Source organism: Rhizobium sp. CECT 9324 (assembly GCF_918741265.1).
In the GTDB taxonomy this organism is placed as follows: domain Bacteria; phylum Pseudomonadota; class Alphaproteobacteria; order Rhizobiales; family Rhizobiaceae; genus Allorhizobium.
On record NZ_CAKKMZ010000001.1, the window covers coordinates 300,923 to 324,494 of the forward strand.

At 59.9% G+C, this 23,572-nt stretch carries 16 protein-coding genes; 10 read left to right on the plus strand and 6 right to left on the minus strand.

The window, feature by feature from the left end; genetic code table 11:
* The first annotated feature begins 159 nt into the window (after nucleotides 1-159).
* Entirely contained in the window at nucleotides 160-1,836 is a 1,677-nt protein-coding gene (locus LQ231_RS01410; protein ID WP_230170000.1) for a heparinase II/III family protein, read from the plus strand.
* Between the two features lie 94 nt (nucleotides 1,837-1,930).
* The gene (gene purH / locus LQ231_RS01415) at nucleotides 1,931-3,547 is read left to right on the plus strand and encodes a bifunctional phosphoribosylaminoimidazolecarboxamide formyltransferase/IMP cyclohydrolase (RefSeq protein ID WP_230170001.1); all 1,617 of its coding nucleotides are present in this window, start codon (nucleotides 1,931-1,933) and stop codon (nucleotides 3,545-3,547) included.
* A 61-nt stretch (nucleotides 3,548-3,608) separates the two neighbouring features.
* Here the strand turns inward: purH and LQ231_RS01420 are convergent, their stop codons facing one another.
* Both LQ231_RS01420 and LQ231_RS01425 read right to left on the minus strand, forming a co-directional pair.
* A complete protein-coding gene (locus LQ231_RS01420) occupies nucleotides 3,609-5,012 on the minus strand; it encodes an MFS transporter (RefSeq protein WP_230170002.1) in 1,404 nt (467 codons plus the stop codon).
* Nucleotides 5,013-5,043: 31 nt separating this feature from the next.
* Entirely contained in the window at nucleotides 5,044-9,840 is a 4,797-nt protein-coding gene (locus LQ231_RS01425) for an NAD-glutamate dehydrogenase (protein ID WP_230170003.1), read from the minus strand.
* A 184-nt stretch (nucleotides 9,841-10,024) separates the two neighbouring features.
* Between LQ231_RS01425 and pdxY the strand changes: the two genes are divergently transcribed.
* Nucleotides 10,025-10,906: a pyridoxal kinase PdxY gene (gene pdxY, locus LQ231_RS01430; RefSeq protein ID WP_113142800.1), complete on the plus strand. Its 882-nt coding sequence runs from the start codon at nucleotides 10,025-10,027 to the stop codon at nucleotides 10,904-10,906.
* A gap of 76 nt (nucleotides 10,907-10,982) precedes the next feature.
* Entirely contained in the window at nucleotides 10,983-11,636 is a 654-nt protein-coding gene (locus tag LQ231_RS01435; protein WP_113142801.1) for a carbonic anhydrase, read from the plus strand.
* Nucleotides 11,637-11,792: 156 nt separating this feature from the next.
* Here LQ231_RS01435 and LQ231_RS01440 read toward each other — a convergent pair whose 3' ends face one another.
* Nucleotides 11,793-12,614, minus strand: coding sequence for a lytic transglycosylase domain-containing protein (locus LQ231_RS01440; protein ID WP_113142802.1), 822 nt, complete (start codon nucleotides 12,612-12,614; stop codon nucleotides 11,793-11,795).
* Between the two features lie 169 nt (nucleotides 12,615-12,783).
* Nucleotides 12,784-13,818: an aspartate-semialdehyde dehydrogenase gene (locus LQ231_RS01445; RefSeq protein WP_230170004.1), complete on the minus strand. Its 1,035-nt coding sequence runs from the start codon at nucleotides 13,816-13,818 to the stop codon at nucleotides 12,784-12,786.
* A 522-nt stretch (nucleotides 13,819-14,340) separates the two neighbouring features.
* On the opposite strand from LQ231_RS01445, the gene LQ231_RS01450 reads away from it, so the two are divergent.
* Nucleotides 14,341-16,218, plus strand: coding sequence for an MFS transporter (locus LQ231_RS01450; protein WP_230170005.1), 1,878 nt, complete (start codon nucleotides 14,341-14,343; stop codon nucleotides 16,216-16,218).
* A 165-nt stretch (nucleotides 16,219-16,383) separates the two neighbouring features.
* A complete protein-coding gene (locus LQ231_RS01455; protein ID WP_230170006.1) occupies nucleotides 16,384-16,935 on the plus strand; it encodes a GNAT family N-acetyltransferase in 552 nt (183 codons plus the stop codon).
* Nucleotides 16,936-16,994: 59 nt separating this feature from the next.
* On the opposite strand, the gene LQ231_RS01460 is transcribed toward LQ231_RS01455, so the two are convergent.
* Together LQ231_RS01460 and LQ231_RS01465 are read right to left on the minus strand one after the other, a co-directional pair.
* Nucleotides 16,995-17,393: a DUF2794 domain-containing protein gene (locus LQ231_RS01460; protein WP_113142806.1), complete on the minus strand. Its 399-nt coding sequence runs from the start codon at nucleotides 17,391-17,393 to the stop codon at nucleotides 16,995-16,997.
* Nucleotides 17,394-17,497: 104 nt separating this feature from the next.
* A complete protein-coding gene (locus LQ231_RS01465; protein ID WP_230170007.1) occupies nucleotides 17,498-18,448 on the minus strand; it encodes a LysR family transcriptional regulator in 951 nt (316 codons plus the stop codon).
* A gap of 171 nt (nucleotides 18,449-18,619) precedes the next feature.
* Between LQ231_RS01465 and chvE the strand changes: the two genes are divergently transcribed.
* From chvE to araD1, 4 genes are all read left to right on the plus strand, one after another.
* A complete protein-coding gene (gene chvE, locus LQ231_RS01470; protein ID WP_113142808.1) occupies nucleotides 18,620-19,687 on the plus strand; it encodes a multiple monosaccharide ABC transporter substrate-binding protein in 1,068 nt (355 codons plus the stop codon).
* 116 nt (nucleotides 19,688-19,803) lie between these two features.
* The gene (gene mmsA, locus LQ231_RS01475; RefSeq protein ID WP_113142809.1) at nucleotides 19,804-21,339 is read left to right on the plus strand and encodes a multiple monosaccharide ABC transporter ATP-binding protein; all 1,536 of its coding nucleotides are present in this window, start codon (nucleotides 19,804-19,806) and stop codon (nucleotides 21,337-21,339) included.
* Entirely contained in the window at nucleotides 21,339-22,556 is a 1,218-nt protein-coding gene (gene mmsB / locus LQ231_RS01480) for a multiple monosaccharide ABC transporter permease (protein ID WP_113142810.1), read from the plus strand. The genes mmsA and mmsB overlap by 1 nt, the downstream gene beginning before the upstream one ends.
* A gap of 10 nt (nucleotides 22,557-22,566) precedes the next feature.
* Nucleotides 22,567-23,532, plus strand: coding sequence for an AraD1 family protein (araD1, locus tag LQ231_RS01485; protein WP_113142811.1), 966 nt, complete (start codon nucleotides 22,567-22,569; stop codon nucleotides 23,530-23,532).
* Nucleotides 23,533-23,572 lie beyond the last annotated feature (40 nt).

Below are 23,572 nucleotides of genomic sequence, written 5' to 3' on the forward strand. Positions count from 1 at the left end.
GACGGGCGCCACTTGCCCGTCGGCAGACTCGCTATGAACTTTTCCTTTGCGATCGGCTGATTTGTCATGAAGCGATTTGAGGAATGGCTTGCGCCGTAGAAACTAAATGAATTTCCCATGGAAACCATTGAGTTACCGGCCGCAGCAACGGGAATAAGAATGCGAATTACGGATCGTCGAAGACTGATCTCACTGTATCTCGCGGAGGGCTGGCGCCGAGCAAGGCTAGCCATCGCGCTGGCACTACCCGTGGTCAAGGGTCGTGCCGGCTTTCGTTCAATGCGTCTGGTCGTTGCGCCAACCGATCTTCGCGCGATCGATCCATTCGTCGCCGAAGAGATTTTCCAGGGGCGATATCCGCTTGCCGGCCGCGTGCTTGACGCTGGCCAGCAATCGCCCTTCGACCTTGAACTGCCATCTCAGCAATTCGCGGTGCGCCTGCACGGGTTCGGATGGTTGCGCCATATCCGCGCCGACAAGTCGCATGCGGCCTGCGAAAACGCCCGCTGGGTCGTCGACCAGTGGATCAACTTGCACGGATCACGTGTGACGGGTATCGCCTGGGATGCCGATGTCATTGCACAACGCATCATAGCCTGGCTATCCCACTCACCCGTGGTGCTTCAGGACGCCGATGCCGGCTTCTACCGGCGTTTCATGGCGTCACTCAGCTACCAGATCGGTTATCTGCACCGCATAGCGAGCCACTTGCCCGAGGGCCTGCCGCGGATGCGCGCGCGTATCGCGCTGGCGATGGCGTCGATTTCCACGGAAGCCCGGACCTCCGCCATCCGACGCGCGGGCCGCCAGCTCAATCGTGAGCTGGAGCGCCAGATCCTCCCCGATGGCAGCCACATCTCGCGCAATCCGCAGTCGGCTGTCGAATTGCTCTTCGACCTGTTGCCGCTTCGCCAGACCTACATCAATCTCGGCCATGACGTGCCGCAGAGGCTGATCCCGGCGATCGACCGGATGTATCCCGCCGTGCGCTTCTTCCGTCACAGCAATGGAGATCTTGCCCTGTTCAACGGTGCGAGTTCGACGCTCGCGACGGATCTGATGTCGGTGCTGCGCTATGACGAAACGGCGGGACAACCCTTCAAGGCACTGCCCCACGCCGCCTACCAGCGCCTTTCCGGCGGCGATACGGTCCTGCTCCTGGACACCGGTCATCCGCCTATGGGCTCGCTGTCGCGAACCGCCCATGCCGGCTGTCTGTCGCTGGAACTTTCGTCGGGCCGCAACCGCTTTATCGTCAACAGTGGATCGCCGCGTTTTGCCGGTGAAAAACTGCGGCAGCTGGCGCGCACGTCGGCTGCCCATTCAACCGTTGCCATCGGCGATGTATCTTCGGCCCGAATGTCATCGTCAGACTTCCTTGGCCCCTTGCTGGTTTCAGGGGTTGCGAAGGTCGAGATCAGCCGCCAGACAGGACCGGACGGCAGCGACCGCCTGTCAGCAAGCCATGATGGCTACCTGAAGCGCTTCGGCCTGCTGCATGAGCGCGAAGTGCGGATCAACGAGGCCGGCACCAAGATCGCAGGCCGCGACCGCTTTCTTCTGCCGGACGGTCTGCCTGCTCCAAGCCTCCCGTCTGAACCGGCCATAGCCCGGTTCCATGTTCATCCTGCAATCTCGCTCGACCGCCTGGACGAGCGCAAGGTCCGCCTGATCGCGCCGGATGGCGAGAGTTGGGTGTTTTCGCTTCCGGTCGGCGAGGTGGCGATAGCGGAGGACATCTTCTTCGCCGACGTCTCCGGCGTTCGGCCTTCGCAGCAGCTGGAAATTGTGTTTCACGGCCCGGAAATACGCTGGTTTCTCGCACATCACGCATAGACTGTTGGTTCTGCGGGCAAGCTGTGCTAGGCGGCGGCATCGCGCTCGTCATGCAGATCTTTTCGACGGGCGCCCGTCAGATCGGAGCTGAACCATGGCCGTCGTTTCCAAGAAAATCCCCGCCCCGGACCTCGTCCGCGTCCGTACCGCCTTGCTTTCGGTTTCCGACAAGACAGGGATCGTCGAATTCGCCCAGGCGCTGCACCAGCGCGGCGTTCGGCTGCTGTCGACAGGCGGCACGCACAAGGCGCTCGCGGCAGCCGGCCTGCCAGTAACGGACGTATCGGAGATCACCGGTTTTCCTGAAATCATGGACGGCCGCGTCAAGACGCTGCACCCGCTGGTGCATGGCGGTTTGCTGGCGATCCGTGATGACGCCGAGCATGTCGAGGCGATGAAGGCGCATGGCATCGAGTCAATCGATCTGTCGGTGATCAATCTCTATCCGTTCGAACAGGTGCGCGCGGCCGGCGGTGACTATCCGACAACGGTCGAGAATATCGATATCGGCGGACCTGCCATGATCCGCGCTTCGGCGAAGAACCATGCCTATGTCACGGTGGTGACCGATGCTGCCGACTATGGCGACGTGATCGAGGCCCTGTCGCAGAACGACGGCCAGACCACGTACGCGCTTCGCCAGCGTCTGGCGGCCAAGGCTTATGCCAGGACTGCAGCCTATGATACCGCGATCTCCAACTGGTTTGCCGAAGCCCTGGAAATCGAGATGCCGGCCTACCGTGTGGTTGGCGGCGCCCTGAAGGAAAAGATGCGCTACGGCGAGAACCCGCACCAGAGCGCCGGGTTCTATGTAACCGGCGAGAACCGCCCGGGCGTTGCCACGGCGACGCTTCTGCAGGGCAAGCAGCTCTCCTACAACAATATCAATGATACCGATGCGGCATTCGAGCTCGTTGCCGAGTTCGCGCCGGAAAACGGCCCGGCCTGCGCGATCATCAAACATGCCAACCCGTGCGGCGTGGCGACCGGCGCGACGCTGGTCGAAGCCTACAGCCGAGCGCTTGCCTGCGATTCCGTATCGGCTTTCGGCGGCATCATCGCGCTCAACCAGACGCTGGATGCCGCGACCGCGCAGGAAATCGTCAAGCTGTTCACCGAAGTCATCATCGCGCCCTCGGTGACGGATGAAGCCAAGGCGATCATCGCGGCAAAGCCCAATCTACGGCTTCTGACGACCGGCGCGCTGCCCGACCCACGTTCGCGCGGCCTGATGGCGAAGACGGTTTCCGGCGGCCTTCTGGTGCAGAGCCGCGACAATGTTCTGGTCGAGGATCTCGACCTCAAGGTGGTCACCAAGCGTGCGCCGACGGCAACCGAGCTTGAAGACATGAAATTCGCCTTCAAGATCGCCAAGCATGTGAAGTCCAATGCCGTCATTTATGCCAAGAACGGCCAGACGGCCGGCATCGGTGCCGGTCAGATGAGCCGCGTCGACTCGGCCCGCATCGCGGCCCTAAAGGCGGAAGATGCCGCCAAGGCGCTTGGCCTGACGACGCCGCTGACCAAGGGTGCCGCCGTCGCCTCTGAAGCCTTTTATCCCTTTGCCGATGGTCTGCTGGCCGCGATTGCGGCCGGTGCGACGGCCGTCATTCAGCCAGGCGGCTCGATGCGCGACGAGGAAGTGATTGCGGCGGCAGACGAGCACGGTGTGACCATGGTCTTCACCGGCGTGCGCCACTTCCGCCACTAAGCATCGACGATCCGCGATTGAAAAGCCGGCAGCGGAAGCGATGCCGGCTTTTTCTTTACCTTCAGGTGTGCTGGGCTCCGTTGCCGTCACCGGCCGGATAGGCTGTCTTCCACAGAATCGCCAGTCCAACGACCAGGAAGACCAGCATGCTGGCCATTCCGACCCGCGGCGAACCCGTCCAGGCGGTGAGCAGCGAGAAGGACAGGGTTGCCATGAAGCTGGTTGCCCGTCCCGATAGGGCATAAATACCAAAATAGCGGCCCGCTTCATGCGGCTTTACACTGCGAGCCAGATACGAACGCGACGATGCCTGCACAGGTCCGAAGGACAGGCCGATCAGCAATCCATAGAGAATATAGGCCTTTTCAGCCGGCGTGGCGAAGAGACCTTCCGTGGTGGTAATCGGCAGGCTGACAAGTCCAAAGAGGGTGAAGTCCGGTCCAGTCGAAATGATGCCGAGCGTTGCTGCGATCAGCATGCAAAGACTGATCAGCACCACGACCTTCGACCCCATGAGCCGATCGATACGGCCCGCAATCAGGCATCCGAAGATCGCAACCACATTCAGGATGATGCCGTAAACGCCCATTTCCATCGTCGACCAGCCGAACATGGCAGCCGCGAAGACGCCGCCAAGGATCAGCAGTCCGTTGACCCCATCCTGGTAGATCATCCGCGCCACGAGAAAACGCAGGATGGCGGTCCGGTGACGGACTTCGGAGAGTGTCTTGCGGATCTCCTTCAGGCCCGAGCCGACGGCTTGGCGCAGCGGCTTTCCGCGGGCTGCATCCGGGGTGAAGAGGAACATCGGCAGGATGAAGACAAGATACCAGATGGCCGAGATCGGGCCGGTAATGCGGGCATCTTCACCGGCTGCAGCATCGAGCCCGAACAAGGGGGGAATACCTATCAGGGTGAGCCCCGTGGTCGGGTTTGCGGCAATCAGCAGAACGATCGCGATCAGAACGATCATACCGCCGAGATAGCCGAGCCCCCAGGCGATATTCGACACGCGGCCGACATCCCGTTGGCTCACAAGCCGGGTCATCATCGAGTCGTTGAAGACGATCGAGAATTCTGCGGCAATGCTGGCAAAGATCATCAACAGCATGATCATGCCGACGGGAGCCCCCGGCGCCGCAAGCCATAGACCCAGGAGGCAAACGATCTTGATCGCCGCAAAAAAGGCAATCCAGGGCTTTCGTGCGCCCGATTCATCGGCGATCGACCCGAGGATCGGCGAGAGGATTGCGATGACAATGGCAGAGATGGTCGCGGCATTGCTCCATGACGCCTGGGCAGACACCGGGTCACTGGTCATGCGGGCCACGAAATAGGGGCCGAAGATGAAGGTTGTCACGACCGTGAAAAACGGCTGTGCCGCCCAGTCGAAGAACATCCAGCTAAGGACGCCTCGGTTGAGGCGTCCAGTCTCCTTGGTGTCGGTTACGGCCGATCCGTTCATGCGTCATCCCCGGCGAGTTGCCGGGACACTGTCATCTTGCGGGATCTTGTGCAAGATCACCGAGCAGGCCGGCAGCCACGGCCATTTTCGAGATGCTTGGCTCGCCGCTGTCGACCAGCGCCGCGATTTCCTTGCCGATCCGGTCGATGCGCAGCTTGTCCTTGGCAAGCCATGCCTCGACCGGCTGCTTCTGATCGTCGTGCGCGGTGAGAGCGGCACAAACGATCTCGCGCCGCGCCGCACCGATGCGATCGATGCTTCTCGTCAACGCCAGGCTGTCATAATGATCCGTCGGCTGCAGCCTGCGGGCATTGCCGATGATGCGTCCGATCCGGAATGCTTCCGAGACGGCAAAGAAACCATCCATCGCCCGGGCGAGGCTCGCCTTGGTCCTGTCGGCAATCTGCATGGTTTCCGGAAGCAGCAGCATGGTCTGAAGGTTGACGACCTCGCGAGCAATCTCCTCCGGCGCGCCGGCCGAAATAAGCTCCGCGACCTGCTCGTCCAAATGCTGACGCAGCAACGTCGGCAGGGATGTGGAAAAGACCGCTCCCGCCGATTTGACCGCCGCTTTCAACTGGGCCACCGCAGCACTGATTGGACCGGTTGCGAGCCCGGTATCCAACAACAGGCGTGTGATACCGACATAGACTTCGGTGACGATGCCGTAGAGACGATTCTGGGTCTGGCCGGAGAGTTTGGCGTCCAGATTGTCGAGCTTGTCCCAAAGAGACGTAAGGTTCAGGGCATCACGCGTGACCAGAGCCGCTTTGACGACTGCATCGGGTGCTGCACCTGTTGCATCACCCACGGCAACGACAAAGCCCGGTCCGCCCCGGTTGATCGCATGGTTTGCCAGAACCGTTGCGATGATTTCGCGACGAAGGCGATGACCTGCGATATCGGCGGCAAAGCTCTTGCGCATGCCGGCCGGGAAATAGTTCGACAGGGCGCTCTGGCAATACGGATCGTCCGGCAGGTCGGACTGGATCAGCTGATCGAACAGGACGATCTTGGCATAAGACAGCAGCACCCCGATTTCCGGCCGCGTCAGGGTCTTTCCAGAGACGTAACGTTCGGCGACAGACGCCGCATCCGGCAGGGTCTCGACCTTGCGGTTCAGCTTGCCGAGGCCTTCCAGATAATCCATGAGCCGGCTCAGCTCTTCGCGATTGCCGGCATTCTTTGCTTCCACCAGCGAGATGGAAAGCGATTGCAGATAGTTGTTGCGCAAGACCAGTTCGGCGACTTCGTCGGTCATCTCGACCAGCAGCTTGTTGCGCTTGTCCCGGGTAAGGCGCTTTTCGGCCATGGCCGGTGCAAATGCGATCTTGATATTGACCTCAAGGTCGGACGAGTTGACGCCAGCCGAATTGTCGATCGCATCCGAATTCACCCGACCGCCGTTCAGTGCATAGGCGATGCGCCCCTTCTGAGTCACGCCGAGATTGGCACCTTCGCCGATCACCTTGGCGCGGACTTCGGTCGCGGTGATACGGATTGCGTCATTGGCACGGTCGCCAACCTCGGCATCGGTCTCGCCGGCAGCCTTGATATAGGTGCCGATACCGCCGAACCACATGAGATCGACAGGCGCCTTCAGGATTGCAGTCAGGATATCAAAGGGCGATGCCGTGCGGGTTTCCAACCCGATGGCTGCGGCCGCTTCCGGCGTCAGCGTTACCGATTTCTCAGACCGCGAGATGATCATCGCACCAGGCGAGAGCGCCTTGCGATCATAATCCTGCCAGCTCGAGCGCGGCAGCGCGAACATGCGCTTGCGCTCGGCAAACGAACGGGCCGTGTCCGGGTCCGGATCGATGAAGATGTCGCGATGATCGAAAGCGGCAATCAGGCGGATTTTTTCCGAGAGCAGCATGCCATTGCCGAAGACGTCGCCCGACATGTCGCCGACGCCGGCCACGGTAAAGGGCGTGGTCTGGATGTCCGTATCGATCTCGCAGAAGTGGCGCTTGACCGTTTCCCAGGCGCCGCGGGCGGTGATGCCCATCTTCTTGTGGTCATAGCCAGCCGAACCACCTGAGGCAAAGGCATCGTCGAGCCAGAAGCCTGCCGCCTGGGCCAGACCGTTTGCGGTGTCTGAAAATGTCGCTGTGCCCTTGTCGGCTGCGACGACGAAATAGGGATCGTCCTCATCCAGCCGCAGGGTGTCGGCCGGCGGCACGATGTCACCGCCGACAATGTTGTCGGTGATCGACAGCAGCGTCCGGATATAGGTCTTGTAGGCTTCGGTGCCAGCGGAAAGCCAGGCCTCGCGATTGCCAGGCTGCGGCAGAAGCTTGGGATAGAAGCCCCCCTTGGCACCGACCGGCACGATCACGGCATTCTTGACCTGCTGGGCCTTGACCAGGCCCAGCACCTCGGTGCGATAGTCCTGGGCGCGGTCCGACCAGCGCAGGCCGCCGCGGGCAACCTTGCCGAAGCGCAGGTGAACACCTTCGACCTCGACGCCATAGACGAAGATTTCCCGGAACGGACGCGGTTCCGGCAGTCCGTCGAGCCGATGCGGGTCAAACTTGAACGCCAGCATCGGCCGGTCGCTGTCGATATAGCCCTTCTGGAAGAAATTCGTTCGGAGCGTCGCCTCGATGGCGTTGATGTAGCGCCGCAGGATGCGATCCTCGTCCAGGCTCGGGACCGCCGCAAGGCTGGTCTCCAGCGCCTGGTGAAGCTCGGCCGACCGCTTTGCGCGGCTTTTTTCGTTCAAGGATGGATCGAGGCGGTTGCGGAAAAGACGAACCAGATCGGTTGCGATTGCGGCATATTTGTTCAGCGTTTCGGCAATGTAGCCCTGCGAGAAGACGAACCCGGCCTGACGCAGATAGGCGCCGTAGGCGCGCAGCACCGATGCCTCGCGTGCATTCAGGCCGGCATTGAGGACCAGGCGGTTATAGGCATCATTGTCGACGGTGCCGGTAAAGGCTGCGATGAAGGCTTCCTCGATTTCCCCGCCCTGGCGGAGGATGTCGAAATTGCCGCCACCGAGAACCTGAAGTTCCATGTCATGCAGGACGACCAGCTTGTCGGGCTTTTCCTCCGGATTGGTGCCGGCAATGCCGATGTCGAAGGTGCGCTCGCTGATGACGCCGAAGCCGAGGTTTTCCAGCAGCGGCACGCGCCGCGACAGTGGAAGGTGATGACCGGAATGAAATATCTTCAGATACAGCAGCGGGCCGTCTGCACCCGCGACCTGATGGAAGGCGATGGAGAGTGGTGCGCCCGCGAGACATGCCTCGATATGTTTCAGATCGGCGACCGCCTCTTCCGGGGCAAAGGCTTCCTGAAAAGCCTGGCTGACCTCCAGTTGCGGCGCGTCGGCACCGGCCAGCGTGATGAAACGGTCGCTCCAGCGCGCGGTGATCTCGCGGACGGCATCCTCGAGCTTGGCCTGTGGAATGCGCGGCGTCTTGCCCTCAGAGCGGCCGATGATGATGTGCACACGCGCCACGCCACCTTCGGGGAAGGCCGGGTAGTAGGCGGAGACATGGCCGTCATAGACGGTCTTAAAATAGATGCCGATCTTTTCGCGGACCATGGAATTGTAGTCTTCGCGCGGGACATAGACGATCAGCGAGACAAAACGGTCGAACTGGTCGATACGCGGCAGGACGCGCACACGCGGACGCTCTGAGAGATCGTTGATCTGCTCGCTGAATTTCGCCAGCAGTTCGGGTTCGATCTGGAACAGGTCATCGCGCGGATAGCTTTCCAGCGTGTTCTGCAACATGCGGCCGGAATGGCTCTGCGGATCGAAGTCGAAATGTTCGACGATCTTTTCGATCTTGGCGCGGAGCAGCGGGATCTGGTTGGCCGAGCGCGTATAGGCGGTGGACGTGAACAGACCGACGATCCGCAATTCGCCAACGACCTTGCCGTCCGGTCCGAAACGCTTGATGCCGACATAATCCATATAGGCGCGGCGGTGCACCACCGATTTCACATTTGCCTTGGTGACGATCAGGAAGTCCGGCCCCTGCAGGAAGGCGAGGATTTCGGGGGTGGTGGTGACATGGTTCTTGCCCTGGCGCAGGACCAAGACATCCGGGTCGGACAAAATGCCCAATCCCTTGCCCTTGCCGCGCTCGACCGTGGCATCGGTGCCTTCGCCGGAATAGATATATTCCCGCATGCCAAGGAAGGTGAAATTGTCGTCGCGCAGCCATACCAGAAAGGCGAGAGCTTCGTCGCGATCGGCTTTTTTCCGGCCGGGTGCGAGGTCCGTCAACTCCGAAAGTGCGCTGTCCAGCAGGCCCAGCATGGGTTTCCAGTCGGTGGCCGCCATCTTCACCTGACTGAGGACATGCTGCAGGCGCTGAACCAACCCCTTCACCTGTTCATCGGTCAGCGTCGCGAGATGCAGCTGGATATAGCTGACTTTGACGACAGTCTCCGGATCCGTATCGGGATTGGCCAGGGAAACCTCACCCTTGGGCCCCATGGCGAGGATCGGGTGAACGGCCATGTAGATATCGCGATAGACGCTGGTCACTTCCGCCATCACCGAATCGTAGAGAAACGGCTTGTTGTGGTCGACGATCGACAGCACGCTGACAGGCATGCCGTCCGGGCTGACTTCTGCGATCGGGGTGACGCTGACATACGGCATCTTGCGGTCCCAGGCGGCCAGATCGGAGGCCGCGCGAACCGCAGAAAAGGCCAGCATTTCCGGGGTATAACGATCGAGATCGTCATTGCTTGCACGGCCGAAAAGTGTTGCCGGCGTGACAAAGGCATCGCCCAGCGCTTCGGCAATCTGGCCGGCACCTCGCAGCTGCTGTTCCCGCTTGGTGGTCCGCGTCTTGGCCATGTACCCTCTCCTCTTGGTCGGCTTTGTCGGCATAATTGAGAAATTGTTTTGCAGAAGTATGTATGATGCAAATTCGGAGGAGAAATTGTCAAAAAACGCATTCCCCACCCGGAATTCTTCAACTTTTTGATAAAACTGACATCAGAATGCGCTTTAAGCTCAATTTTTAATGCGGAATTGCCTCATGCCCGATAATTCACCAAGCGCCGTCATCGTCATTTCCAGCCATGTCGTGCGTGGCTCTGTCGGCAATCGTGCCGCGGTATTCGCATTGGAGACATTGGGGCACCCGGTCTGGGCTTTGCCGACGGTGGTCCTGCCTTGGCATCCGGGCCATGGTGCCTCAACCCGTCTGCGATTTGCCGACGATGACTTCGAAAAAGCAATAGACGATTTGATCAGGGCACCATGGCTGGGTGAGGTAAAGGCTATCCTCACCGGCTATTTCGGCAGCCCGGCGCAACCGGCCGCCGTCGCCCGGCTTGTCGAGGCGACGAAAGCCAGAAACCCCGATCTGCTCTATGTCTGCGACCCGGTAATGGGCGATCTCGGCGGTCTCTACATTCCGGAAGAAACGGCCGCGGCCGTGCGCGACCGCCTGATCCCGCTGGCCTCGGTCGCAACGCCCAATCGCTACGAATTGCAATGGTTGGTCGGCAGCACGCTCGACAGCAACACCGCGATCATGGAGGCGGCACTGTCGCTCGGCCCGCCGCGCATGTTGGTGACATCGGCGGTGCCGATGATGACCGGCGGCACCGGCAATCTTCTGCTCACCGGCCGCAATGCGCTGCTCGCCGAGCATCGGTTGATCGACAACGCACCCAATGGCCTTGGCGATCTGCTTGGCGCCGTATTTCTGGCACGGTTGTTGGAAGGCTGCGATGAGGAAAGAGCCTTGCAGTTGGCAACGGCAAGCGTGTTCGAGATCCTGGCGCGGACCGCCAAGCGCGGCGCCGATGAGCTCGCGCTGGCCAGCGACGCTGCCAGCCTGTCGACGCCGATGGCGCTGGTGCAGATGCGCAGACTGCTCCATCCGGCACAGAGGCCGCGCAAACCGCTCTGATTTTTTTCAGCACCGTTACGCTGCAGTGCAAGGTGAGTGGTTGCCTTGGCCCGTCTTGCGCTGTAATCGGTAGGTTATGAGCAGTTTTCCTCCTTCTCTTTTGACCGGCTACAACAATTTCATGAGTGGCCGCTATGTCGACCAGCGGGAACGCTACCGCGTGCTCGCCGAACAGGGGCAGAAGCCACATACGCTGGTTGTTGCCTGTTGCGATTCCAGAGCTGCACCGGAAATGATCTTCGATGCGGATCCGGGCGAACTCTTCGTCGTTCGCAATGTCGCCAACATGGTGCCGCCTTACGAGCCGGACGGTCAGTATCACTCGACCTCCGCTGCACTGGAATTTGCCGTCCAGGCCCTGCAGGTTCGCGACATCATCGTGATGGGCCATGGTCGCTGTGGCGGCATCCGCGCAGCCCTCGATCCGAATGCCGAACCCCTGTCACCCGGTGATTTCATCGGCAAATGGATGAACCTCGTGGCGCCGGCGGCCGAGCAAATCCAGGGAAATTCGGTCATGACGCCGACGGAGCGGCAGACAGCGCTTGAGCGGATTTCGATCCGCAATTCCATCGCCAATCTGCGTACCTTCCCTTATGTCAAAAGCATGGAAGAGAGCGGAAAACTGCGCATTCACGGCTGCTGGTTCGACATCAGCAACGGCGAATTGTGGGTGATGGATCCGAAAACCCGCGATTTTGTGCGGCTCGAAGGCCCGATTCTCGGCTAAATCGTTCGCTACTGCGACTTTGAGACTGGGAGCCGTTCTCGGGGGCATTCGGTGCCAGTTGGCTGACAGACGTTCCCATCAAAGCGACAAGATATTTTCGCAACTGTTTCGAAAAAAACCGGCGGTCTGGATCGACCGCCGGTTTTTGTATGGATGTTATTGCCCGTCGATCCGGGCGCCGATATGGGCAATTGCCTGCTGATAGACAGTGGCGGCGTTCCAGCCCTGGATCGCGGCGAAGTTGGGCTCGCCGGGCTGATAGCCCGCGCCGGCCTGCCAACCATGGCCTTTGAGGAAATTCGCGGTCGATGCCAGGGCATCCGCCTTGGAGCGAACCATGTCGATGCGCCGGTCACCGTCGCCGTCAGTGCCATAACGCACGACATTGCGCGGCAGGAACTGGGTCTGGCCAATTTCGCCATGGGCGGCACCCCGCGCGCTGACATCCAGCGACCCGCGCTGCACCAGTTCGAGCGCCGCATAGAGTTGGTCTGTGAAGAAGTCGCTGCGCCGGCAGTCGAATGCAAGGGTCGCCACGGCCGAGAGCGTGTGCTCCTTGCCGAGGAAGGAACCGAAGCCCGTTTCCATGCCCCAGATCGCGATCAGCGGACCAGCCGGGACGCCGTAGCGCTGCTCGAGCTTGGCAAACAGCGCCGCATTGCTCTTTTTCATGCTTTTGCCGCGGTTGATGATGGTCTGGCCGCCGCGCTTCTGCATGAACTGGTCAAAGCTCAGCTTGAAGCTCTTCTGGCCGCGGTCGGCGCGGATCGTGCCCGTGCTGTAGTTGACGGCGGAAAAAGCGGTATCGAGCGTTCTCTGGTCTATGCCCGCTGCCGCAGCCTGTGCCTTGAATGCGCCCTTCCATTCGTCAAATCCGGCCGATGTATTGCCGCATGAAGCAGCCATTGCCAGATGAGCGCTCGAAACAGTGGCCGCCACTGTAAGAAGAGCTGCCGACAGATACTTGGTCAGTCGCATTAAAGCCTCGTTATTTACTGAATTGATTTGCGTGCACCATGCCAGCGAAAGGTCTTCCTGTCACCCGCGGCAACATGTTTACCCTGCAGCATGGCCTGAAAAAGCCTTCACGTTTGCATGAAGACAGCCCGCCCGCCGGAGCATTCCGACGGGCGGCCAGAGATTGGGATCAGGCGGCTTCCTTGCGCGGCTTGATCAGGCCGCGGTTGACCAGCAGTTCGGCGATCTGGATCGCATTCAGGGCAGCGCCCTTGCGCAGGTTGTCGGAAACAACCCAGATGTTCAGGCCGTTCTCGACGGTCGCGTCCTCGCGGATGCGGGAGATGTAGGTCGCGTCCTCGCCGGCGCATTCGTAAGGCGTGATGTAGCCGCCATCTTCATGCTTGTCGATGACAAGGCAACCCGGCGCCTCGCGCAGGATATCCCGTGCCTGGTCGGCGGAGATTTCGTTTTCGAACTCGATGTTGACCGATTCCGAATGACCGATGAAGACCGGAACGCGCACGGCGGTGCAGGTCACCTTGATCTTTGGATCGAGCATCTTCTTGGTTTCTGCCAGAACCTTCCACTCTTCCTTCGTGTAGCCGTCTTCCATGAAGCTATCGATATGCGGAATGACGTTGAAGGCTATACGCTTGGTGAACTTCTTCGAGACGATCGTATCTGCCACGAAGACGGCGCGAGTCTGAGTGAAGAGTTCGTCCATACCTTCCTTGCCGGCGCCGGAAACCGACTGGTAGGTCGAGACGACAACGCGCTTGATCTTGGCAAAATCATGCAGCGGCTTCAGGGCGACAACCAGCTGGGCGGTCGAGCAATTCGGGTTGGCAATGATGTTGCGCTTCTTGAAATCGACGATCGCGTCAGGGTTCACTTCCGGCACGATGAGAGGCACTTCGGAATCGTAACGCCATGCCGATGAGTTGTCGATCACCACGCAGCCCTTGGCGCCGATCTTCGGCGACCACTTCTGCGATATCGTCCCGCCGGCCGACATCAGGCAGATATCGGTGTCGGAGAAGTCATAGTTCTCAAGGTTCTGGACCTTCAACGTCGAGTCGCCAAACGACACTTCTGTGCCCTGGGACCGGGCCGACGCCAAGGCCACGACTTCCGAAACCGGAAAGCCGCGCTCGGAGAGAATGTTCAGCATTTCGCGTCCGACATTGCCGGTAGCGCCTACGATTGCGATCTTGAAACCCATTTAAATGCTCTCTTTCTATCTCTCCGCGGAACTGGTGAGAAGGAAAGTTCGCGGCGATCGCGCACCTTCCTTATCCCCGGCCGTGCCGGGGAGAGAGCGGTGGCCGGAGACGTCAGACGGTTTTCGTCGTCGTTTTGGCCATTGTCGTGGAAGAAAGGGACAAGGATGCGCCACCTGCGGCCGGAAGCCGTAGGCTGATGGAGTCCGCAATGAAATGCAGCCCGGAAGGCATGATCCAGAATCCTCTTCTGGCCGAGGCATTACAAGGTTTTACAAAGGAGTCAAGCCAACCAGCCTGCCTAAGCGTCGAAAAGGCATTTGGTGGCGGGAGATGCGCCGCGATCACGGGACCGGGCCACACCTTGGCGGCCCGCTTTAGACTAAAGTCATAAGCCCAAAGCATCTCTCTTGTTCTGCCGCGATTTCTGCCAGTCTGTAAACAACCCGTTACCGCGACAATTCGACCCGGAGGAGACTTGGGCCGGCGGTGCAGGGGGGCCCTTTTTGGTTGGAGGAACTACAATGGCAAATGTTGCAATCGAGACCGGTGCGTCTCGTAGCATGACTGCCGAGGAGCGAAAGGTCATCTTCGCCTCGTCGCTCGGCACTGTTTTTGAATGGTATGATTTCTATCTTTACGGTTCTCTGGCGCTCTATATCGGCGCCACCTTCTTCTCGCAGTACCCGGAAACCACACGCAATATCTTCACCTTGCTCGCCTTCGCAGCGGGCTTTCTTGTGCGTCCATTCGGCGCGCTGGTCTTCGGTCGTCTTGGCGACCTCGTCGGCCGCAAATACACCTTCCTCGTCACCATCCTGATCATGGGCGCATCGACCTTCCTGGTCGGTATCTTGCCCGGCTCTGCCTCGATCGGCATCGCTGCCCCGATCATCCTGATCATCCTGCGCATGCTGCAGGGCCTGGCTCTTGGCGGTGAATACGGCGGTGCTGCAACCTATGTGGCCGAACACGCGCCGCATGGCCGTCGCGGCTTCTACACATCCTGGATCCAGACCACGGCAACGCTCGGTCTCTTCCTGTCGCTGATGATCATTCTCGGAATCCAGATGCTGCTCGGCAAGGAAGACTTCGCTGCCTGGGGCTGGCGCATTCCGTTCCTGCTTTCGGCGATTCTGCTTGGCGTGTCTGTCTGGATCCGCATGCAGATGAATGAATCGCCTGCGTTCCAGAAGATGAAGGCGGAAGGCACCCAGTCGAAGGCGCCGATTTCAGAGGCTTTCGGCCAGTGGAAAAATGCCAAGGTCGCACTGCTCGCCCTGTTCGGCGCCGTCGCCGGCCAGGCCGTCGTCTGGTACACGGGTCAGTTCTACGCGCTGTTCTTCCTGCAGAACGTTCTGAAGGTCGACGCGCAGGCGACCAACATCATGGTCGCGATCTCGCTTGCCATCGGCACGATGTTCTTCGTCGTATTCGGCTGGCTCTCCGACAAAATCGGCCGCAAGCCAATCATCATGGCCGGCCTCATACTTGCCATGCTCACCTATTTCCCGCTGTTCAAGGCACTCACCTGGGCCGGCAACCCTGCCCTGGCTCAGGCGCAGGATACAATTCGTGCCACGGTCACGGCCGATCCGGCGAACTGCACGTTCCAGTTCAACCCGACCGGCACGGCGAAGTTCACCACGTCCTGCGATATCGCAACGGCCTTCCTGACCCGCAACTCCGTTCCCTATGACGTGGTTCCTGGCCCGGCCGGCTCGATCGCGACCATCCAGATTGGCGACAAGACGATCGAAGGTTTCGACGCGATTGCCGCCGGTGACAAGGCAAAGGGCCTGGAAGCCGGCATGCAGAAAGCGGTCAACCTGGCTCTGCAGGCCAACGGTTATCCGCTGGTTCGCGCACCCGCCAAGGTTCCGGACAGCAAGCTTGATGCGTTCGTAGCTGCCAATCCGGAACTTGCCCTTGATGCCACGGCCATCCGCGGCGGCGAAAAGGTCATGCTACCGGCAGCCGATCTCGCCACTCAGAAGTTGCTGACGGCCGAAGAGGCAGCCGCCGCTCCTGAAATGGCTGTATTCACGGTTCCGAACGCTGGTGCATTCACCATGGTCGCCGACCCGGCCGCTGTGAACTGGACGCGGGTTATCGCCATCCTGACGGTCCTGGTGATCTACGTGACCATGGTCTACGGCCCGATCGCTGCCATGCTCGTCGAGATGTTCCCAACCCGCATTCGCTACACCGGCATGTCGCTGCCCTACCATATCGGCAACGGCTGGTTTGGCGGCCTTCTCCCGGCAACGGCCTTTGCCATGAGCGCGGCCGCTGGCGATATCTACTACGGTCTCTGGTACCCGATCGTCATTGCCGGCATCACCTTGGTGATCGGCATGTTCTTCCTGAAGGAAACCAAGGACAACGATATCCACGCCTGATGGTGTGACCGTCTCCGCATCGACAGATGCTTCGATCACGAGGGACCCGGCTTCATTCGCCGGGTCCTTCCATTTTGCGGTCTGCGTCCTGTCACTGTGACAAGTGAGATCTTGCGACGCGTTTGATGCCATGGAAAAAGAAGCCAGACTAAAGGAGCTTCGTGCATGGATATCGACATCCGGGATGCGAACCTGGCCGATATTGCTGCGATTACCACCATCTATGGCGAAGCGGTAAATCACGGCGGCGCAAGCTATGAGCTCACCGCCCCGGACGCGGCCGAAATGAACCAGCGCTTCCAGGCAATCATCGACAAGGGCTATCCCTATATCGCGGCGGTGTCGCCAGATGCGACCGTGCTGGGCTATGCCTATGCATCGGCTTTCCGCACCAGACCCGCCTATCGTTGGCTCGTCGAGGATTCAATCTATCTCGCGCCGGAGGCGCGCGGCATGGGGATCGGCAAGGCCCTTCTCAATGAACTGGTCCTTCGCTGTACGTCGCTGGGGTTCCGCCAGATGGTCGGCGTCATTGGCGGCGCCAGTACCGCGTCGATTGCCGTGCACCTGAGTTGCGGCTTTGAACAGGTCGGCCGTCTGACCGCCACGGGCTTCAAGCATGGCAACTGGCTGGATACCGTTTTTATGCAACGCTCGCTGGGCGATGGAAATACCACCGCTCCCGATCTCAACGCTTACCCCGGCATCATCCCATAGCAAGATCTTCGAGAAGCCTTTCTAGGCGGGCCGCTCGGTTGGGCAAAGTGAGCGGGAACTCAATCGATCGATTTCAGACCCTTGTCGAACACTTTCAGAACCGCCTTCAGTTCATGGCCGCGCTTCAAAATGCGGCCATCGGCACCGATCACTGAAAATGCACCCTGCTTGGCAGCGAGCTTGGGATTCTTCTCGATCCGATAGAGCGGATATTCCCCGGACCTTTTGAACACCGAGAAGACCGCCTTGTCCCTCAGGTGATCGATCGCGTAGTCGCGCCAATCACCCTCGCCGACCATACGGCCATAGATCCAGAGGATGGCGTCGAGTTCGCGCCTGTGGAAGGTTACGGGCAGAGGGTCGAGTGCTTGACGATACGTCCCCAAATCCACGACGCTTGCGAGCCTTTGATCCGCGCCGTCGGTCTCCTGGCGCTGCCCTTCCGGCTGGTCGGTCATCAATGCTCCTCGAAGCTTTCATTCATGACGGATGCATGACAGTGTGCCTGACATGGACGAAATTGCAAGCTCTTCAGGCTTTGCGGAATATGGCCGATGCGCAGTCATAGGCCACGCATCTTCCCGCGAGCGCTGAATTCGCTGAGCAGCAGGTCGCGCAGGCGTGCCGCAATCGGCGACAGGCGCTTACCGGCCACGGTGATCAGGTGATAGGGCATGACCACGATCGGTACTTCCAGCTTCAGCGAACATAGGCCCGCGGCTGCCGTCTGGCGACAGAGCAGGTCGGAGACTTCGCGCGACATCGGCGCGATTGCATTGGACGCCGCCAGCATCGCGATCATGACCAGAAGCGAGGTCGTATTGACGATATTGGACGGGATAGGGGCACCTTGCTCGATAAAAACACCCTCGACAGCCTGACGCAAAGGCGTGCCCGGCGCTTGCATGACCCAGGGAAAATGCGCCATGTCGGCAATTGCCAGACGATCGACATTGACCAGCGGATGACTTTGGTGGACCACGAGCTCCACCTCTTCCATCATGCCGCCCTCGAGATTGAACTGCCGCGAATCGATGCCGCTGGGAATGCGCCCGAGGACAAAGTCGTACTGACCGGACAAAAGATCGCGGATCAGTTCGCCGCTCGAGGCCACGTCGACATAGAGATCCGCCGTCTCTGCTTCTCCCTTGAGGATCTGTATCGCCGGGACAACGTAGCCAACCGCACCCCCGGTCACGGCACCAACCCGAACCTTCCCAATCAGCCCGCGCTGGATGGCATCGATCTCACGCGCCGCCTCGCGCATCTCTTCAAGCACATTCTGGGCCCGGCGCGCGAGCGCGCTGCCGACCGCCGTTGGCTCCATGCCCTTTGGCGTGCGGGTGAAGATGGCAGAACCGACATCGCGTTCGATTTCGCTCAACATCCGCGATGCGGCAGGCTGCGTCAGCGCAAGTGCCTGCGCCGCCAGACTGAGCTGGCCGAGCTCTGTGATCGAGCGGATCAGGCTCAAATGTTTGGGCTGCAAACGATCAATACGTGTTTCAGACATAAACTACATATCAACCACGATATGCAGAAAGTCAAAATAATCATTTGATCGATATGTAGCACACGATAAGACTCGCGGCGGAGCTGGGGTCCGCTACGGTGGTCGCCCGTTCACGATTTCGGCGTGACCAGGAGGACTTGGTCCCGCATTGTATGACCAGGGAGGTTTACCGTGAAGAAATTAGGCACTCTGATTGCGTCTGTCGCAATCGGCATCGCATCTTTTGCACCTGTTGTTTTTGCACAGGACAAGGGCACCGTCGGCATTTCGATGCCTACCAAGACCTCGACCCGTTGGATTTCCGACGGCGAGACCATGGAAAAGCTGTTCAAGGAAGCCGGCTACACGGCAGACCTGCAGTTTGCTGACGACGATATCCCGAACCAGCTGGCTCAGATCGAAAACATGGTCACCAAGGGTGCCAAGGTTCTCGTCATCGGCGCCATCGACGGCACCACGCTGTCGGACATTCTCCAGAAGGCCGCTGATGCTGGCGTCAAGGTTATCGCCTATGACCGCCTGATCCGCGACTCCGGCAATGTCGACTATTACGCAACCTTCGACAACTTCCAGGTTGGCGTTCTGCAGGCTACTTCGCTCGTCGAAGGCCTGAAGCTTGACGCTGCAACCGAAGCCAAGAACGTTGAGCTGTTCGGCGGTTCGCCGGACGACAACAACGCCTTCTTCTTCTACGATGGCGCAATGTCGGTTCTGCAGCCGCTGATCGACTCCGGTAAGATCGTCGTGAAGTCCGGCCAGATGGGCATGGACCAGGTCGGTACCCTGCGTTGGGACGGCACCGTCGCCCAGGCTCGCATGGAAAACCTGCTGTCCTCGACCTACACCGATGCCAAGGTTGACGGCGTTCTGTCGCCTTACGATGGTCTCTCCATCGGCATCATCTCGGCTCTGAAGGGCGTTGGCTACGGTTCTGGCGACATGCCGATGCCGGTTGTCACCGGTCAGGACGCCGAGCTGCCTTCGGTCAAGTCGATCCTCGCTGGCGAACAGTATTCGACCGTCTTCAAGGACACTCGCGAACTGGCCAAGGTCACCGTCTCGATGGTTGATGCCATCATGGGTGGCAAGGAGCCGGAAGTGAACGACACCAAAACCTACAACAATGGCGTCAAGGTTGTTCCGTCCTACCTGCTGAAGCCGGTTGCCGTTGACAAGGCCAACATCAAGGATGTCATGGTCACCTCCGGTTACTACACTGCTGAGCAGATCGACAACTGATCGTTCGGATACATGCGGGTCCGCGACAACGTCGCGGACCCTTTTTCTTTCGCATTGAGGGAGCTTGCGCCGCCGACCTGACGTAATCGTCATCGAGCACGCGCTGGAATCTGCACATGGACAACATCATTCTCGAGATGCGTGGCATCACCAAGACGTTTCCGGGCGTCAAGGCGCTGAACAACGTCAGTTTCAAGGTGCGCGAGGGAGAAATCCACGCGCTGGTCGGCGAAAACGGCGCCGGCAAGTCCACGCTCATGAAGGTGCTCAGCGGCGTCTATCCCGCAGGAACCTACGACGGCGACATCCATTTTGATGGAGAGGTCCGCCGCTTTTCCACGATCTCCGACAGTGAGCATCTCGGAATCATCATCATCCACCAGGAACTGGCGCTCGTGCCGCTCCTGTCGATTGCCGAAAACATCTTCCTCGGCAATGAAGTCGCCACCAATGGCGTGATCAAATGGCCCGAGACCTTCGCGCGTACCAAGACGCTGCTGGAAAAGGTCGGGCTGAAGGATTCGCCGAGCACGCGCATCACCGATATCGGCGTCGGCAAGCAGCAGCTGGTGGAAATCGCCAAGGCGCTGTCGAAGAAGGTGCGCCTTCTTATTCTCGACGAGCCGACCGCATCGCTCAATGAAACCGATTCGGACGCCCTGCTCACCCTGCTGATGGAATTCCGCAAGCAGGGCATGACCTCGATCATCATTTCGCACAAGCTCAACGAGATCCGCAAGGTTGCCGACCAGATCACCATCCTGCGCGACGGTGGCACTGTCGAAACGCTGGACTGTCATACCCAGGATATCGGTGAAGACCGGATCATCAAGGGCATGGTCGGTCGCGACATGGAAGATCGCTACCCGCCGCGCACGCCCAATATCGGCAACACGCTGCTTGAGGTGAAGAACTGGAACGTTTTCCACCAGAACCATCGCGACCGCCAGTTCCTGCACGACGTCAACTTCACCGTGCGTGCCGGCGAAGTCGTCGGCATCGCGGGCCTGATGGGTGCAGGTCGTACCGAAACGGCCATGAGCATTTTCGGCAAGGCCTGGGGCCACAAGATCACCGGCGACGTCTCGATGCATGGCAAGCCGGTCGATGTCAGCACGATCCCGAAGGCGATCGAGGCCGGCCTCGCTTACGTCACCGAAGACCGCAAGCATCTTGGCCTGGTGTTGAACAACAACATCAAGGACAACACGACGCTTGCCAACCTCAACGCCGTGTCGTCCGCGGGCGTCATCGACGAACGCCAGGAAGCCAAGGTTGCGTCCGACTATCGCCAGAAGCTGCGTATCCGGTCGCATTCGATCTATCAGGAAGCCGTCAACCTGTCGGGCGGCAATCAGCAGAAGGTCGTTCTGTCGAAGTGGTTGTTCACCAACCCCGAGGTCCTGATCCTCGATGAACCGACCCGCGGTATCGACGTTGGCGCGAAATTCGAAATCTACACCATCATCAACCAGCTTGCCGCCGAAGGTAAGGGTATCCTGATGATCTCATCGGAAATGCCCGAGCTGCTCGGCACCTGCGACCGCATCTATGTGATGAACGAGGGACGCATCGTTGCCGAGCTTTCGAAGGAAGAGGCAAGTCAGGAGTCCATCATGCGTGCCATCATGCGCTCTGGGGAGAAACACTAATGGCTATCGACACAAACACAGAAACCCCCAAAGTTTCCGTTGGCGACTATCTGCGCAAGAACATCCGTGAATACGGCCTGCTCTTGGCGCTTGTCGTCATCATGCTGTTCTTCCAGGTGGTCACAGGCGGCGTTCTTCTGCGTCCGGTCAACATCACCAACCTGATCCTGCAGAACTCGTTCATCGTCATCATGGCGCTGGGCATGCTGCTGATCATCGTGGCGGGTCATATCGACCTGTCGGTCGGCTCGATCGTGGCGCTTGTCGGCGCGCTCTCGGCGATCCTGCTGGTCAAGATGGGCATCCATTTCGCCATCGTCATACCGTTGTGTCTGGTTCTCGGCGGCATGATCGGAGCGGCCCAGGGCTACTGGGTCGCCTATCAGAAGATCCCCGCCTTCATCGTCACGCTGGCCGGCATGCTGGTTTTCCGCGGCGTTACCTATCTGGTCCTGCAGAACCGCCCGATCGGCCCGTTCCCGAAGGACTTCCAGATCCTTTCGACCGGCTTCATCCCGGACGTTCTGTGGTTCCTGGCAAGCGATCCGGCAACCGACGTGATCAAGAACTGGACCGCCCTCGTCGTCATCCTGCTGGCCGTTGCCTGGATGGTCTACAACGGCTTCCGTTCGCGCAAGATCAACGCTCAGCATGGCTCGGAAAACGAACCTTTCGTGTTCTTCTTCCTGCAGATCGCCGTCATCTCGATTGTCGCGATTTTCCTCGGCTACCAGCTGGCGACCTACAAGGGTCTGCCGAACGTGCTGGTCATCATGGCCGTGCTGATCGCGCTCTATACCTTCATCACCACCCGCTCGACTGTCGGCCGTCGCATCTTCGCGCTCGGCGGCAATGAAAAGGCGGCCAAGCTCTCCGGTATCAACACCGAACGGCTGACGTTCTACACCTTCGTCAACATGGGCGTGCTGGCAGCGCTTGCCGGCATGATCATCGCGGCCCGCCTGAACTCGGCAACGCCGAAGGCCGGTGTCGGCTTCGAACTCGACGTCATCGCGGCCTGCTTTATCGGCGGTGCATCGGCGTCGGGCGGTGTCGGCAAGATCACCGGCGCGGTCATCGGCGCCTTGATCATGGGTGTGATGAACAACGGCATGTCGATCATGGGTCTCGGCATCGACTACCAGCAGCTGGTCAAAGGCCTCGTGCTTCTCGCAGCCGTGTATTTCGACGTCTACAACAAGAACAAAGCAGTCTGAGGATAAGGCTATGTTTCTCTCGCAATTGAAGACTGGCGGCGTCATTTGCCGCCAGGGTGACGCTGCACGCCTGGTTCATGGCTTTCAGTCCACCTATGAACTCGCCAAGGCCGCCATCGCCGCCAAGGTATCCGTCGCAGCGCTGATCGAGCGTCAGGGCCTCGGCGATGCCGTGGACATCGTCGCGCTCGCCGCGGCTGGCAAGCTGGATTGTCCGGTGCGCCATCCGGATGCGGCCCATATGTACCTCACCGGTACCGGCCTCACCCACACTGGATCCGCTTCGGCGCGCGACAGCATGCATGCCGACACGGTCGGCATGAGCGATTCGATGAAGATGTTCCGCATGGGCATCGAGGGCGGCAAGCCCGCGCCCGGCGAAAACGGCGTTCAGCCGGAATGGTTCTACAAGGGCAACGGCTTCAATGCGGTCGCCCATGGCGATGACCTAATTTCGCCGTCGTTTGCTCTGGATGGCGGCGAAGAACCGGAAATGGCCGGTTTCTACATCATCGGCGACGATGGCGTCGCGTACCGGCTGGGCTTTTCCGTCGCCAACGAGTTTTCCGACCATGTGACGGAAAAGATCAACTACCTCTATCTTGCCCATTCCAAGCTGCGGCCTGCGTCGTTCAGCCCGGAGCTTCTGGTCGGCGCCCTGCCCGACCATGTCGAAGGCATGTCCCGCATCCTGCGCGACGGCAAGACTGTGTGGGAAAAGCCTTTCCTCTCTGGGGAAGCCAATATGTCCCACACGATCGCGAACCTGGAATATCACCATTTCAAGTATGCGCTGTTCTGCCAGCCGGGCGACCTGCATGTGCATATGTACGGCACGGCAACGCTCTCCGTCGCTGACGGCTTCGTCACGCGGGAAGGCGATGTATTCGAGATCGACGCTCCGCAATTCGGCCTTCCGCTGCGCAACAAGCTTGTCGTTGCCGCCAAGGAAACGGTTGCCATCCAGATGCTCTGAGCCTTGCTGGCGCGTTCCGCGCCGGGCTCCCAGATAGAGA

Excerpts from the sequence above, each read along its gene's own strand:
- LQ231_RS01410 (WP_230170000.1), top strand. The coding sequence starts at position 160 with ATGCGAATTACGGATCGTCGAAGACTGATCTCACTGTATCTCGCGGAG.
- LQ231_RS01420 (WP_230170002.1), bottom strand. The coding sequence starts at position 5,012 with ATGAACGGATCGGCCGTAACCGACACCAAGGAGACTGGACGCCTCAAC.
- LQ231_RS01425 (WP_230170003.1), bottom strand. The coding sequence starts at position 9,840 with ATGGCCAAGACGCGGACCACCAAGCGGGAACAGCAGCTGCGAGGTGCC.
- pdxY (WP_113142800.1), top strand. The coding sequence starts at position 10,025 with ATGCCCGATAATTCACCAAGCGCCGTCATCGTCATTTCCAGCCATGTC.
- LQ231_RS01460 (WP_113142806.1), bottom strand. The coding sequence starts at position 17,393 with ATGACCGACCAGCCGGAAGGGCAGCGCCAGGAGACCGACGGCGCGGAT.
- LQ231_RS01465 (WP_230170007.1), bottom strand. The coding sequence starts at position 18,448 with ATGTCTGAAACACGTATTGATCGTTTGCAGCCCAAACATTTGAGCCTG.
- mmsB (WP_113142810.1), top strand. The coding sequence starts at position 21,339 with ATGGCTATCGACACAAACACAGAAACCCCCAAAGTTTCCGTTGGCGAC.
- purH (WP_230170001.1), top strand. The coding sequence starts at position 1,931 with ATGGCCGTCGTTTCCAAGAAAATCCCCGCCCCGGACCTCGTCCGCGTC.
- LQ231_RS01450 (WP_230170005.1), top strand. The coding sequence starts at position 14,341 with ATGGCAAATGTTGCAATCGAGACCGGTGCGTCTCGTAGCATGACTGCC.
- mmsA (WP_113142809.1), top strand. The coding sequence starts at position 19,804 with ATGGACAACATCATTCTCGAGATGCGTGGCATCACCAAGACGTTTCCG.
- araD1 (WP_113142811.1), top strand. The coding sequence starts at position 22,567 with ATGTTTCTCTCGCAATTGAAGACTGGCGGCGTCATTTGCCGCCAGGGT.
- LQ231_RS01445 (WP_230170004.1), bottom strand. The coding sequence starts at position 13,818 with ATGGGTTTCAAGATCGCAATCGTAGGCGCTACCGGCAATGTCGGACGC.
- LQ231_RS01440 (WP_113142802.1), bottom strand. The coding sequence starts at position 12,614 with ATGCGACTGACCAAGTATCTGTCGGCAGCTCTTCTTACAGTGGCGGCC.
- LQ231_RS01455 (WP_230170006.1), top strand. The coding sequence starts at position 16,384 with ATGGATATCGACATCCGGGATGCGAACCTGGCCGATATTGCTGCGATT.
- LQ231_RS01435 (WP_113142801.1), top strand. The coding sequence starts at position 10,983 with ATGAGCAGTTTTCCTCCTTCTCTTTTGACCGGCTACAACAATTTCATG.